The organism is Streptomyces sp. NPDC007205 (genome assembly GCF_040634095.1).
In the GTDB taxonomy this organism is placed as follows: Bacteria; Actinomycetota; Actinomycetes; order Streptomycetales; family Streptomycetaceae; genus Streptomyces.
Genome location: NZ_JBEYEW010000004.1, coordinates 284,551 through 298,199, shown reverse-complemented (window position 1 = coordinate 298,199; position 13,649 = coordinate 284,551). Strand labels below are relative to the sequence as shown.

Below are 13,649 nucleotides of genomic sequence, written 5' to 3'. Positions count from 1 at the left end.
CTCGCTTCGGCCCTACGATGCCCTACTCGATGAGCGCGTCCGGCTTGCCCTTGCTGCGCGGGCGTTCCTCGACCATCTTGCCCCAGACGATCAGCCGGTACTTGCTCGTGAACTCCGGCGTGCAGGTGGTGAGGGTGATGTAACGGCCCGGTTCGGTGAAACCGGAGCCCCTCGGGATGGGATTCAGCACGCTGGTGTTGGCCGGCGAGGTCACCGGCAGCATCGAGGTCACCTTGTACACGAAGTACGTGTCCTGTGTCTCGACCACGACCGCGTCGCCGGCCTTGAGCGTGTTGATGTACCGGAACGGCTCGCCGTGCGTGTTGCGGTGGGCGGCGAGTCCGAAGTTGCCGGTCCTGTCGCCGGGCATCGCCGTCTTCAGCGGGGGCTCGCCGTAGTGCCCGACCATGCCCTTGTCGAGCACCTTCCGGTTGCTGACGCCCTCCGCGATCGGCGCGACCACGTCCAGCTTGGGGATGTGCAGGATGGCGAAGCCCTGACCCGGCGCGAAGACACCCGGGCTGCGCTTGCCGCTGGCCCAGTCGTCCTGGAGCTGGTGCGTCTCACTGCCCGCCTGCGCATGGGCGCGGACGTTGGTCCACCACAGCTGGTAGGTGACGAACAGCAGCATCAGCACGCCGGTGGTGATGAACACCTCGCCGATCGCCCGGCTCGCGACGACGGCCGGGCCCGGCTTGCGGCGCCGCGCCCGCCGCCGCGCCTCCACCCGGGACAGTGGCCGGCCGGACTCCGGGGTCTCGGCGGGCGCCGCCTCCCGGCCGCCGCCGCCGTGGCGCCCACCGCGCCGCTTGGCGGCCTTCCTGCGGGCCGCACGCCCCCCGCCCGCGGTTCCCGTGGCTGAGGAACCGGAAGGGGCCGTAGAGGCCGCAGAGGGGCGTATGGGCCCGCTCTCCGGGGCCGGCGGCGGATCAGAGACCCGCAGCGCCATCGTCTCGTCGTCCAGAACAGGCCGGTACGACTCCTCGTACGGCTCCCCGTACGAATCCGGGTACGCCGCGCCCGCCGCGTCCCAGTTCCCAAGCGCACCGGAAGCCTCGTACGACTGATCCCCGTACGAGGCATCGGTCTCGCGCTCCGGGCGCAGTGCGGTCACGCCGTGGACCTGCCCACCACCGGGGCCAGCCCCGTCGACCTCGCCACGGCGCCCTGGTCGCCGCACTCCACCAGCCAGTTGGCCAGCATCCGGTGACCGTGCTCGGTCAGCACCGACTCGGGGTGGAACTGCACGCCCTCCACCGGGAGTTCCCGGTGCCGCAGGCCCATGATGATGCCGTCGTGCGTGCGGGCGGTCACCTCCAGCTCGGCCGGGACCGTCGTCGGCTCGGCGGCCAGGGAGTGGTAGCGGGTCGCCGTGAAGGGTGAGGGCAGGCCCGCGAAGACGCCCTTGCCCTCGTGCTCCACCAGCGAGGTCTTGCCGTGCAGCAGCTCGGGCGCCCGGTCCACCACACCGCCGTACGCCACCTGCATCGACTGCATGCCCAGGCACACGCCGAAGACCGGTACCCCGGTCGAGGCGCAGTGGCGGACCATGTCCACGCACACGCCCGCCTCCTCCGGTGTGCCCGGTCCGGGCGAGAGCAGCACGCCGTCGAAGCCGTCCTGGGCGTGCGCCGTCGACACCTGGTCGTTGCGCAGCACCTCGCACTCGGCACCCAGCTGGTACAGGTACTGGACGAGGTTGAAGACGAAGCTGTCGTAGTTGTCGACGACGAGAATCCGCGCACTCACTGGTTGTCCACCGTCACATCGTTGAAGGGCAGCAGCGGTTCGGCCCACGGGAAGACGTACTGGAAGAGGATGTAGATCACGGCCAGGACCAGGAGGAGGGAGATCAGGGCTTTCACCCATGCGTTTCCCGGCAGATGCCGCCAGATCCAGCCGTACATGCCGTTCCTTCCGTATCCCCACGGCACCAGACGCACGCCGTACGCCAACAGACTAACGGCGCAGAGCCCCCGGTTCGCCTGCCTCCACAGACTGTGTGGAGTCCAGGTGCGCCCACACGATCAGCCGGTGACTGTGCCCCCATTCCGGATCGCACGTGGTCAGCGTCAGATAGCGGCCCGGACGCGTGTAACCGGACTTACGTGGCACAGGGTCGATCACCTCAACGTCCGTCGGCACGGTTTTGTAGGGGCCTTTGTCGATCCGATACGTGAACCAGGTCGTCCCGTCCGTGAGGACGACGGCGTCCCCGGGCCGCAGCTCCGGGAAGTCCAGGAACGGGTCGCCGAACGTCCGCCGGTGCCCGGCCACCGCGAAGTTGCCCACCTGGCCGAGCCGGGCGGTCCCCTGGTAATGGGCGAGACCCTTCGCCAGCACGTCCCGGCCGGTGCCCTCCAGGACCGGCTTGTTCCACGTGAAACCGAGCCGCGGGATGTACATGATCGCGAAGGCCCTGCCGTGGTGGTAGCGCTCCGGTTCCGTCACGGCGACCGGCTGCGCGCTCCCCTTCGACCACTGCCGGTGCAGCTGATCGATCTGGTCGTTCATGGCGCTCTCGGCCCGCACACCCGTCCAGAACAGCACGTAGGCGACGAAGAGCACGATCAGGGCGCCGACGGTGATGCACAGCTCGCTGACGGTCCGGACGATCACGCGCACCGGCGCCTCCGGGACGGATGGCTGGCTACTGCACGGGCTTCGCGTAGTGCAGATCCACTGTGCCCGAGTAGCCCGGCAGAGTCACCGTCCCGTCGTCGGTGACTTTCCAGCCGAGGCCGTAGACGTTGACGTACACCATGTAGGTCTGGATCGCCTTGCTCGCCGCGAGCGCCTGCTGCAGCCTGTCCGGATCCCCGACCGCCGTGATCTTGTACGGCGGCGAGTAGACACGGCCCTGGAGAATCAGCGTGTTGCCGACGCAGCGCACCGCGCTGGTGGAGATCAGCCGCTGGTCCATGACCTTGATGCCCTGGGCACCGCCCTGCCAGAGCGCGTTCACCACGGCCTGCAGGTCCTGCTGGTGGATGACCAGGTAGTCGGGCTGCGGCTCGGGATAGCCGGGGAGCTTGGCCGTGGCGTTGGGCGGGGCGTCATTGAGGGTGACGGTGACGGCCCTGCCGGTGAGTTTCTGGGTGCCGGTGCTCTTCTCCAGCCCGCTGAGCCTGCGGTCCTGCGCCTTGGTGCTGCCGTCGTCGCTCTCGGCGAGGGACTCCACACTCCCGCGCAGGGCCGCGTTGGACTCGTCCAGCTCCTTGTTCTTACGGCTGCGCTGCTGGATCAGGTCGGACAGCTTCAGCAGGGAGCCGTCCTGCCGGATGTCCGTGCCCTTGGCCGTGTTGAAGCTGGTGAAGAAGATGAGCCCCGCGAGGGCGAAGACGGCTGCGGTGAGCACCCGCACCGGGCGGAAGCGCCGGCCGCGGTCCGGGCCGGAGCCCGTTGCCCCCGTCCCGGGGGAGTCGGCAGAATTGCTCAACGTACCCTTATCTCCTTCGGCGCCACGGAAGCACTACGCTAACGGACGCGCCCGACCCAGTTACCTGCGCGGCCACGCAGCGCATCGACAGGAGAGACCCTCGTGCCGAAGTCACGTATCCGCAAGAAGGCCGACTACACGCCGCCGCCGGCGAAGCAGGCACAGGCCATCAAGCTGAGCAGCGGCACCTGGGTCGCGCCAGTCATGCTGGCCATGTTCGTCATCGGCCTGGCCTGGATCGTCGTCTTCTACGTGACCGACGGATCGCTGCCCATCGACTCATGGGACAACTGGAACATCGTGGTCGGCTTCGGCTTCATCGCCGCCGGCTTCGGCGTTTCCACGCAGTGGAAGTAGCCCACTGAGTTATCCACAGGCTGTCCACTGGGAAAAGCACCTGGGGACAACACCTGGGGAAAAAGAACGACCATCTGTGGATAACTCATCGGGTGTTGACGCCGGTGTGACTGGTCCAACGTTCCCTATACATCTGTTCGCCCCCTGTCTGACCTGCGGAAACACATCCGCGCGACGGGGGGCGCAGCTGTGCCCGCACACCGTGCACAAGATTCGCCACAGCCTGTGGACAACGGTTCGGTATCAGGTGAGCTGTGCGGTCCTGACCAGCGTCAGAACCGCCACGACGGCGAGTACGACGGCACAGGTGCCGTACTGGACCAGGGTCCGCCTCTCGCGCGGGGCGTGGACCATGGCGTACCCGGTGACGACACCGGCGACCAGGCCGCCGATGTGGGCCTGCCAGGCGATGTTCGCCCAGGTGAAGGTGATGATCAGGTTGATCACCAGCAGGGCGATGAGCGGGCGCAGGTCGTAGTTGAGCCGGCGCATCAGCACGGCGGTCGCGCCGAAGAGGCCGAAGATCGCTCCGGAGGCGCCGAGGGAGGGCTGGTTGGGTGCGGCGAGCAGATAGGTGAGGGCGCTGCCGGCCAGGCCCGAGACGAAGTAGAGGGCGAGATAGCGGGCGCGGCCGAGGGCTGCTTCCAGGGGGCCGCCGATCCACCACAGGCTGAGCATGTTGAAGAGGATGTGGGCATAGCCGCCGTGCAGGAACATCGCGGTCAGCAGGCGGTAGTACTGGCCCTGGGCGATGCCCTGGACCCCGGGGAGCAGGGGCGTGTAGGCCTGGCCGATCAGCTCGAACCGGTTGGTGAAGCGGTCGCCGAGGGCGATCTGCACCAGGAACAAGGCGAGGTTGATCCCGATCAGGATCTTGGTGAGCAGTCGTGGGTCGGCCGTGAGCGTGCCGCCGGCGATCGTGCGCGGCCGGGCGGCGGCCGGCGGGTGTCCGGTGCCGCTGCCGGCGCGCACGCACTCGGGGCACTGGAAGCCGACCGAGGCACTGATCATGCACTCGGGGCAGATGGGGCGCTCACAGCGGGTGCAGCGCACGCCGGTCTCGCGGTCCGGGTGGCGGTAGCACATGGGCACCTGGTGGGCGCCCTGTGTGCCGGCTGCGGCCTCGTCCATCTGTTCCCCTTGCTCGTCGTGGGACTGCCCCCGGCAATGCCCCGCCCCGCTCATCCTTGGTACGGACGAGCGGGGCGATTGGTTCCCTGCGGGATGTGCCGGCCGGCCCGTGCGGGACATGCCGGCCGAGGAGCGGTGGGGCGCTCAGCCCTCGCGCTTCTCGACGACGACCGACTCGATGACGACGTCGTTGACCGGGCGGTCGTTGCGGCCGGTGGGCACGCTGATGATGGCGTCGACGACCTTCTGGCTGGCCGCGTCGGTGACCTCGCCGAAGATGGTGTGCTTGCGGTTCAGCCACGTCGTGGGGGCGACGGTGATGAAGAACTGCGAGCCGTTGGTGCCCGGGCCGGCGTTGGCCATGGCGAGCAGGTACGGCTTGTTGAAGGACAGGTCCGGGTGGAACTCGTCCCCGAACTGGTAGCCGGGGCCGCCGGTGCCGTTGCCCAGCGGGTCGCCGCCCTGGATCATGAAGCCGCTGATGACGCGGTGGAAGACCGTGCCGTCGTAGAGCGGCTTCTTGCTCTTCTCACCCGTGCGGGGGTGCGTCCACTCGCGCTCGCCCTGGGCCAGCTCGACGAAGTTCTCGACCGTCTTGGGCGCGTGGTCCGGGAAAAGGTGGACCACGATGTCGCCGTGGTTGGTCTTCAGGGTGGCGTAAAGCTGCTCGGCCACGATCTGCCTTCCGTTGTCTTTCTGTGACTCTCCGATCCTCGCACGGCCGGGCCCGCGCGTCGTCCGAGGCCACGAGTTCGCCCGCAGGGCAGCGCTGCGCGGTGATTCGTGGCAGGGTCGAGGAAGGCTCGGGTTGCCCGGGTATTGCCCGGATCGATCCGATGGAGCGGTCAGCACCCATATGCCCGCCCTCGCATGCCGTGTGGACCGTGGACAGGCATGATCCGTAAAAGGGTGGAAAGTCGAAATACCGTACGCCACCGAGGAGGAGGAACCCGTGACCCGCATCGACAGCGTGCGCGCCGCGACCGGCTCGGCAAAGGACAGCGTGCTGCACGCCGCGGAAGTGGTGGCGCCCTACGCCGACACGGCCAAGGAGCGTGCCGCGCTCTACGCGCAGGAGGCACGCGTACGGCTGGCGCCCGTGGTGTCGCAGGCCGCCGAACAGGCCCGCGAACAGTACGACGCCCGGCTCGCCCCACGTCTGGAACAGGCCCGTGCGCATGTGCCGCCGAAGGTGGACCTGGCGGCGCACGAGGCCGCCCTGCGCGCCCGTAAGGCGGCCCGGCAGGCCGCCGAGTACTCGCGTCCGAAGATCGAGCAGGCCGTGGCCGCGACCGGTCCGGTCCGCGACGAGGCGGCCGCGCGCGGTGCCGCCGCCCTGGCCGCGCTGCGTGGCCAGGTCTCGGCGGAGCAGATCCAGAAGCTGGCCCGCAGGAACGCCCGCCGGTCCAGGGCCGGCCGGGCGGTGAAGGTGCTGGCGGTGCTGACCGCGCTGGCCGGTGGTGCCTTCGCCGCGTGGAAGTGGTGGGACAAGCAGGCCAACCCCGACTGGCTGGTGGAACCGCCCGCCGCGACGGAGGTGCCCGAGGCGGGCGGCCGGCTCAGTTCGGTGGACGGCAGCGGTGCCTCGGGGCTGGATCCCGAGGTGCAGGCGAAGCAGGCGGAGGAGGATGCCGCGGACCAGGACGACCAGTAGCGGTCCTCCGGTCCGTGCGGGGTGCTCAGCGGCAGTCCGGGGCCCCTCCGGTCACCTCTCGGTGACCGGAGGGGCCTTGGGGGTTTCGGCCGGGTGCGCCGGTCACGGCGTCTGCCGCTCGGGCGGGGCCCGGGCGAAGGCCGGGCGGTGCCCGGTCGGGGGGTTCCCCACAGGGGTGCGGCCCCGGTTCGCTGGAGGGGGACGGCGATACGGGGGTGAGGGCGATGGACGTCAATGGCGCGGGTGCGCCGGTCATGGCGGTCGTCGGGGTGGTCGGGACCCTGCTGTCGGCGCTGCTCACCCAGCGCGCGGCCGAGCGCAGCCGGCAGCGTGAGCGGGAGCGCACCGAGCGGGCGCGGATGCGGGCCCGGGAGGCGGAGGAGCGGCGTACCTGTTACGTCGCCCTCAACACCGCCTCCCGGCAGTATCTGGCCGCCCTCACCGACCAGGTGCACGCCCTGAGCCGCACGGAGGATCCGCGCGCGGTACGGCAACGCCTCACGGAGGCCCGGGATCTGCACCGGGACGTGTACGCGGAGGCCCAGATGCGGCTGCCCGACTCCGTACTCGTCCTGGCCGGCGAGGTCACCCACGCGCTCGGCACCCTCTACGGCCGGCTCCGGCGCCTGGACGACGGCGTGCCCCGCCCGGGCGACTCGCTCGACGCCGCCCAGGAGGAGATCGGCGCGCTGTGGGAACGGCTGCGGGAGCTGCGGCGCGGGATGCGGGCGGATCTGTGGGCTTCGGGGGCGTCCCGCCCGGACATCTCCGGTGCCGGTCCACGCCCCTCGCGAACCGGTCCGGGCGCATCCCGGGCGGGTTCCGGGTGTTGATCGGGCGCCGGACGGAAAAGCTCGGTGATCGGGCGCCGTCGTGACGGAGATCTCGTCATCATGGAGACGGCGACGGGTTGTTGATGCCCTCGGAACGGAGGAGAGCCGGTGGGGGAAGAAGAGGAGAGCGGTGGCGTTCAGGCGTTGCGGGCCTGGGCCGGTGAGGCCGTCGGGCGGGTGAAGGCGTTGCTGCCGGCGCCGGACACGGTCGTCAAGCCCTCCCGCGCCCATGACGACTCGGTCACGGAACTCGACGCGCTCTCCCATCTGTTGGACCACGATCCACCGCTGCGCAGCTCGGTGAGCTTATGGCTCGGCGGTGCCCTCACCCTGCGGCATGCCGCCGGGGGCGGGACGCCCGAGGACCGGGACCGGGCGCGCGGTCTGCTGCGGGACGTACGGGACCCGGCGACGAGGACCGGGGCCGCGGCCTCCGTCGAGGACCGGCGGTGGGCCGCTCTGTTCCTGCTGACGCATGCGATGCCGCTGCAGGAGATGCTGGGCGGGCTCGCGCCGGAGCCGGACGCGACCGCCATGTTCGACATGATCATGCGGGAGGGGCCGAGGGGAATGGCCGCCTTCGCGGCCGAACTGCAGGAGCTGGTGACCGACGCGGCCGAACTCCCTTTGCCGCCGGAGACCTTGAGGCACCTGCGGCAGGTGCGCGACCTCTACGCCCGTCCCTCGGCCGACGGGATGGCCGACCTGTTCGACAGCCTCATACCCGACGACGGTCTGCCCGGCACCGATCAGATGCGGCAGATGATGGGGACCTGGCTGACGACGATGACCGGCGGCACGGGCCCGAAGAGCGGCACGGGCACGATGAACGGCCCAGGCACGAAGAGCGGCTCGGGCTCGACGAACAACCCGGGCACGACGAACGGCCCAAGCCCGAAGAGCGGCTCGGGCACGAAGAGCGGCTCGGGCGCGGCGCCCGGTGCCGGCCCGCGCGTGGGTGACGCGCACGCCACCCCGGCCCCCTCGGGCAGGTCCCCCGCCGACGCCGGCACCCCGGCCGGGCCCCGTACCCCCGAGGACTTCCGCCGGCTGATCGCCGCGTGGCAGGCCGTCCACACCACGTCCGTGGACTTCCTGGACCACGCCGGTGGCGGCGACCCCGCCGCCCTCGACCAGCAGCTCGGGCGGCTGCGCGAGGCGCTGGACGGGCTGCCGGACGGCATGCCGGGCAAGGACGCTCTGCAAGGGCAGATGGCCATGCTGCTCAACCTGAGCGACGGCGCCGGCGGCACCCTTCAGGACCAGGCGCTCGGTGTCGCGCACACCCGGACGGTCACCGACTACTTCCGGCGCCAGTCGGAGAGGTCGGTCCCCATGGCAGACGGCTTCGCGATCATGGCGGACGCGCTGGACCTGATGACCGACGTCCGTGCCGCCGGGCAGGCCGAGGACGTGGAGCGGCTCAGCGACCTGCTGCCCCGGGCCGAGGCCCTGGCCGACACCGTCCCCGAGGACCACGACTTCCGCGCTATCGCCCTCGCGACCCGTGCCATGGCCCGCCTCGTGCTCGGCTGGCTCACCAAGGAAAGGGAGCTGCTCCTGCGCGGCTTCGCGGACTTCGAGGACGCCAGGACCGCGGCGGCGCACAGCAGTCTCCCGATCGGGGACGAGGAGCTGGAGGCCATGATGCCCGCCCTCTCGGCCATGCGTTCCTACCTCGACGGCGACACGACGAACCTCCCGGACGGGGACGTGCCCCCACCGGACGCCCCCGCCGACCAGCTGCACACCGCCGCGAACCGCCTCGGCATCCGCTACAGCGTCACCGAGGACCCGGCGGACCTCGACGCCGCCATCGACACGCTGGAGCGGCTCCGCGAGCACATCCGGCAGGGCCGGGCACCGCGCGTCGCCGCCCAGTCCCTGTGGACGCTCGCCGAGTCCTACCGTGCCCGCTGGCACCGGGAGCAGAGCGAGTCCGACGCCGACGCCGCCACCGACGCGGCGAACGAAGCCCTGGCCACCCTCGCCGCCGACGTCCTCCTCCAGCACGGCGCCGAACACCGCCTGACGACCGCCCGCACCGGCGCCTCCCTCGGCGTACGGGCCGCCCTGTGGGCCGCCGCCCACGAGAGGGTGGACGACGCGGTCGCCGCCCTGGAGCTGGGCCGGGCGCTGGTGCTGCAGGCGGCGGCCACCTCCCGGGCCGTACCGGACCTGCTGGAGGAGCGCGGGCATCCCCGACTCGCCGCCGCCTGGCGGGAGTCCGGCGCCTCGGACACCGACGAGCTGCCCGCCGAGCTGCCCAGCACCCTGCGCCGGGAGGCCCTGGAGGCCCTCGGCTACCGGGAGCGGGGAGGCCTGCTCGGCACCCCCACCCTGCGCGAACTCGCGGACGGCGTCGGCGAGGCGGACGCGGACGCGCTGATCTATCTGGTCCCCGGCAGTGACGGCGCCCCGGGCATGGTGCTGGCCGTGGGGCCCGAGATCGGCATCGGCGTGGGCGGTCTGCCCATGCTGACCGAAGCGGAGAACGGGCCCCTGGAGCGGTACCTCGACGCGGCCTCGGCCCGCTCCCGGAACCACGGCGACGCCCAGGTGGAAGCGGCCTGGGAGGAGGCCCTGTCCGAGCTGTGCGACTGGGCGTACGAGGTGTTCGTCCATGTGCTCGCCGGGTTGCGCGCACACCTGCCGGACGAGCCCGGCCGCCGTACGCCCCGGGTCGTCCTGGTCCCCTGCGGCCGCCTCGGGATCGTCCCGTGGCACGCGGCCCGCTTCCCCGCGGACGCGCCGTACGACTACCTCTGCCAGGCCCTGGTGATCAGTTACGCGGCCTCCGGGAGCCAGTTCCTGAGGACGGTCAGGCGCGCGCCGCGCGATCCGGTCTCCGCCCCCGCCCTGGTGGCCGACCCGACCCTCGACCTGACGTTCGCCGAGCTGGAGGTTCTGGAGCTGCGCAACGCCTTCTATCCGGGGGCGCGGCTGTACGGCGACTTCGGCACCCTCCCGCCCGGCTCGGTGCCGGACGGGACACCCGACCAGTTGCTCGCCCTGCTCGCCCAGGACCACTCGATGGTCCATCTGGCCACGCACGGCATGGCGGGGGTACGACCGACGGAGTCGGCCCTGCTGCTCGCCCCCACCGAGCCGGGCAAGGAGTTCGCCCCGCTCACCGTGACCGGGCTCCTGGACCGGCCGCAGCCCGCCGGACCGGCGGCACCGGACGGCCCGCTGATCGTCCTGAGCGCCTGCGAGACCGACCTGAGCACCCGCGACCACGACGAGGCCCTGACCCTCACGACGGCGTTCGTCTCGGGCGGCGCACGCGATGTCGTGGGGTCGCGGTGGGTGGCCCGGGACGGTGTGTCGGCGCTGCTGATGGCGGTCTTCCACCACCATCTGCGGGCCGGGCTCAGCCCCGTCGACGCACTGCGGGCCGCGCAGCTGTGGATGCTCGACCCGGACCGGAAGGACCCGGGCCGGCTGAGCGACCGGCTGCGGCCGGACATCGGCCGACCCGACCTCGGGCGGCCCGCGCTCTGGGCCGCGTTCATCCACCAGGGCCACCCCGGCCGGGGAAGGGAGACCGTATGAACCCGGGTGAGGACAGCGGGACGAGGCTGCTCGGCCTCATCGACGAGCACCTCGACAGCATCCGCGCGCAGCTGACCGACGAGCAGTACCAACTCCTGCTGACCCGTCTGCGCGCGCTCGCCGACACCCCGGCGGAGGACTCCCGGGCCGTACGGCGGGCCTTCCAGGCCGTACGCGTCTGCCTGGTGCCGCTGCCCTTCGACCATCCGGTCCGGCAGGCGCTGGACTCCGTCCGGCTCGTCGTCACGACGGCTGCCGACTCCCCGGTCGTCCTGCGGACGCGGGATCTGCTGGCCCGGCTCACGGCCGTTCCGCACCCGGCCCCGCCCCCGGACACCGCGGCCGTCATCGCCGCGGTCGAGCGCAGGCTTCTCCAGGCCCCCGCCTTCTCGGCCGCCGAGCTCCGCGCCCGGTACGGGGCTTCGCCACCACCACCCGAACTGATCCGGCTGGTCGACCCCCGGTTCGGCGACCGCTACCCCGAGTTCCAGTTCCCGCCCGGCGGCGGAACGCCGTACGAGGTCGTCCTGCAGGTCAACCGGGTCCTGCTCGCCGACGCAGACCCCTGGGGCGCCGCGGACTGGTGGCTGAGCGACAACGCCTGGCTCGGCGGACCGCCCGCCTCCCTGCTCGGCGTGCTGCCGGACCGCGAACTGGTGGACGCGGCCGTGGCGTTGGTGGAGGGGGACTGATGCACGAGGAAACCGTGTCGCCCTCCGTGTACCGCTTCCGGCCGCACTGGGAGGTGCTGCCCGCCGGTACGCAGCTGTGGCGGATGCACTCGTCCCGGTTCGCGGCCGAGGAGTTCAAGCCGTTCAGCCCCGACGACCGCAGGCCGGGCCGTTTCCACGCCACGCCGGAGGATCCGTATCCCTGTCTGTACGCGGCGACGGACCCGGAGACCGCGCTCGCCGAGACCCTGCTGCGCTCGGTTCCCTTCCACCGCGAGACCGGTATGCGACTGGTTCCCTGGGCGTCGGTGCGGGGCAAGTCGCTGAACGTGGTGCGGACCCGGTGCGAACTGAAGCTGGTCTCGCTGTGCTCCGGAGCGGCCCTGGCCGCCGTCTGCCAGGACAACCGCCTGCTGGAGAACGAGGGGTCGAAGCATTACGACAGCACCCGGGACTGGGCGCGGGAGCTCCGGGCCCAGGTGCCCGAGGCCATGGGGATGATCTGGGGTTCGAAACGCAACCCGTCACGGCGGGCCCTGGTGCTCTTCGGGGACCGCCTCAGGGACCACGCGGACCGGCCGCTCGAGGCACTGCCGTACCGCAGCATCCCGGACCTCGGCTCCCCGGACGGCATCGGGGAGGTCAACCAGCTGCTGGCACCCCTCCGCTCGGCGATCAGGGAGCCGCTGCACCGCTGAGCCCGGCGTCCCGCCCGCCGCCCGCTTGTTCACGTGTCACACGGGGTGCCATCGTTGACGGCATGGCACCACCGTCCCTTGACCATGCGTCAATTCTCGTGGATTTACAGGCGGTTCGGCGGGCCGGACTGCTGAGGCTGCGCGGTCGCGAGCTGCCCGCCCTGGAGTCGGCCGCGGCCTCGCTGGCACCCGCGCGCACCCGTGAGGGCGCCGTGGAGGCGCTGCTCCGCCGTGCGGTGGAGCGGCTCGACGCGGGCACGCTGCGGACCGCCGCCGAGTACACGCTGGGCCTGGCCCAGGGCACCCGGGACTGGCCGGCGTCCTCCCGGCGGGCCCGCGCGGCCGAGGTGTACCGGGTGAGCGAGGAGCGCTTCCGCAAGCACCACGAGGTGATGGTGCTCGGGCAGGTGGCCGAGCACATCGTGGAACTGGTGGAGGGCGGCGGTGAGCCGGGCGAGGGCGACCGGGCGGGCGAGACCCACCGGAGCGTGGACGTCCTGGCGGGCGAGCGGACCGTACGTCTCACCCTGCACATCCACCCCGTCGACCTGCTGCGGGACGTGGACGTGGTGGTCTCCCCGGCCAACACCTACTTCGCGCTGCCCGAGCCGTACAAGTCCTCGGTCTCCGCCTCGCTGCGCCGGGCCGCCTCCGTGCGCGGGATGACCGGCGACCTGCTGGACGACCCGGTCCACGACGAGCTGCGCACCTGGGCCGCCCGGCACGGCACGTCGGGGCGTCCGGTGGTGCCGGGCACGGTGGCGGCGACCGGTTCGGGAGCCATGGCCGCGTACGGCGTACGGCGGATCTACCACGCGGCGGTGGCCGTACCCCGGCCCGGCACCAACGACTACGACGTACTGCCCGCCGACATCACCCGCGCCACCTCGCGCGCGCTCGCGCTGCTGGCCGAGGAGCACGACCGGCACACCCCGCCGCTGCGCTCGGTGTGCTTCCCGCTGCTGGGCTCCGGGCGCGGCGGGCTTCCGTACCCGGTGAGCGCGGCCGCGGTGTGGAACGCAGTCGAGGCGGAGCTGGCGCGCGGGGCGCGCTGGGACCTGCACTTCGTGGTACGGGACGCGGAGGCGGCGCGCGTGGTGGAGCGGATCCCGTCCAGAAGCCGCCCGGCGCGCGACCGGTCGGCGCCCGGCCGATCCGTTTGACTGGAGGGGCGGGTCGCCCGGGCGGGGTGCGATGGGGGAGCCTCCCCCTGGGCGGCTCGCGCCACCCGCCGGGGCTCCCCGGTGTCGACGCGATGTCAATTCACGGAAACGAAAGGCCGGTTGGTGCCGATGTCCCCTACCGTGGCCG

The 13,649-nt window shown here is 71.8% G+C and carries 14 protein-coding genes; 7 read left to right on the top strand and 7 right to left on the bottom strand.

Features of this window, described 5'->3' with window-relative positions:
* Window positions 1-22: 22 nt before the first annotated feature.
* Genes ABZ624_RS10085 through ABZ624_RS10065 form a run of 5 tightly spaced genes read right to left on the bottom strand, consistent with a single transcriptional unit; the run spans window position 23 to window position 3,439 of the window.
* Window positions 23-1,114, bottom strand: a complete 1,092-nt coding sequence (locus ABZ624_RS10085; protein WP_360084703.1) for a class E sortase — start codon at window positions 1,112-1,114, stop codon at window positions 23-25.
* Window positions 1,111-1,749, bottom strand: a complete 639-nt coding sequence (locus ABZ624_RS10080) for an aminodeoxychorismate/anthranilate synthase component II (RefSeq protein WP_360084700.1) — start codon at window positions 1,747-1,749, stop codon at window positions 1,111-1,113. The genes ABZ624_RS10085 and ABZ624_RS10080 overlap by 4 nt, the downstream gene beginning before the upstream one ends.
* A complete protein-coding gene (locus tag ABZ624_RS10075; protein WP_360084697.1) occupies window positions 1,746-1,907 on the bottom strand; it encodes a hypothetical protein in 162 nt (53 codons plus the stop codon). The genes ABZ624_RS10080 and ABZ624_RS10075 overlap by 4 nt, the downstream gene beginning before the upstream one ends.
* A gap of 52 nt (window positions 1,908-1,959) precedes the next feature.
* Complete coding sequence (locus tag ABZ624_RS10070; protein WP_360084694.1) at window positions 1,960-2,625, bottom strand: class E sortase; 666 nt, start codon at window positions 2,623-2,625, stop codon at window positions 1,960-1,962.
* A gap of 25 nt (window positions 2,626-2,650) precedes the next feature.
* On the bottom strand, window positions 2,651-3,439 hold the full coding sequence (locus ABZ624_RS10065) for a DUF881 domain-containing protein (protein ID WP_360084691.1): 789 nt from the start codon (window positions 3,437-3,439) through the stop codon (window positions 2,651-2,653).
* Window positions 3,440-3,541: 102 nt separating this feature from the next.
* Between ABZ624_RS10065 and crgA the strand changes: the two genes are divergently transcribed.
* Window positions 3,542-3,796, top strand: a complete 255-nt coding sequence (gene crgA / locus ABZ624_RS10060) for a cell division protein CrgA (protein ID WP_360084689.1) — start codon at window positions 3,542-3,544, stop codon at window positions 3,794-3,796.
* A 243-nt stretch (window positions 3,797-4,039) separates the two neighbouring features.
* Here crgA and ABZ624_RS10055 read toward each other — a convergent pair whose 3' ends face one another.
* Window positions 4,040-4,927, bottom strand: a complete 888-nt coding sequence (locus ABZ624_RS10055) for a rhomboid family intramembrane serine protease (RefSeq protein ID WP_360084687.1) — start codon at window positions 4,925-4,927, stop codon at window positions 4,040-4,042.
* 144 nt (window positions 4,928-5,071) lie between these two features.
* Window positions 5,072-5,602: a peptidylprolyl isomerase gene (locus ABZ624_RS10050; RefSeq protein WP_360084685.1), complete on the bottom strand. Its 531-nt coding sequence runs from the start codon at window positions 5,600-5,602 to the stop codon at window positions 5,072-5,074.
* A 277-nt stretch (window positions 5,603-5,879) separates the two neighbouring features.
* On the opposite strand from ABZ624_RS10050, the gene ABZ624_RS10045 reads away from it, so the two are divergent.
* The 6 genes from ABZ624_RS10045 (at window position 5,880) to ABZ624_RS10020 (ending at window position 13,501) form a co-directional block, all read left to right on the top strand.
* Window positions 5,880-6,581, top strand: a complete 702-nt coding sequence (locus tag ABZ624_RS10045) for a DUF5324 family protein (RefSeq protein WP_360084682.1) — start codon at window positions 5,880-5,882, stop codon at window positions 6,579-6,581.
* Between the two features lie 224 nt (window positions 6,582-6,805).
* On the top strand, window positions 6,806-7,414 hold the full coding sequence (locus ABZ624_RS10040; protein ID WP_360084680.1) for a hypothetical protein: 609 nt from the start codon (window positions 6,806-6,808) through the stop codon (window positions 7,412-7,414).
* A gap of 108 nt (window positions 7,415-7,522) precedes the next feature.
* Window positions 7,523-10,969: a CHAT domain-containing protein gene (locus ABZ624_RS10035; protein WP_360084677.1), complete on the top strand. Its 3,447-nt coding sequence runs from the start codon at window positions 7,523-7,525 to the stop codon at window positions 10,967-10,969.
* A complete protein-coding gene (locus ABZ624_RS10030) occupies window positions 10,966-11,661 on the top strand; it encodes a hypothetical protein (RefSeq protein WP_360084674.1) in 696 nt (231 codons plus the stop codon). Before ABZ624_RS10035 ends, ABZ624_RS10030 begins: the two co-directional genes overlap by 4 nt.
* Window positions 11,661-12,338: an RES family NAD+ phosphorylase gene (locus ABZ624_RS10025; protein ID WP_360084671.1), complete on the top strand. Its 678-nt coding sequence runs from the start codon at window positions 11,661-11,663 to the stop codon at window positions 12,336-12,338. The genes ABZ624_RS10030 and ABZ624_RS10025 overlap by 1 nt, the downstream gene beginning before the upstream one ends.
* Window positions 12,339-12,400: 62 nt before the next feature.
* On the top strand, window positions 12,401-13,501 hold the full coding sequence (locus ABZ624_RS10020) for a hypothetical protein (RefSeq protein ID WP_360084668.1): 1,101 nt from the start codon (window positions 12,401-12,403) through the stop codon (window positions 13,499-13,501).
* The last annotated feature ends 148 nt before the right edge of the window (window positions 13,502-13,649 follow it).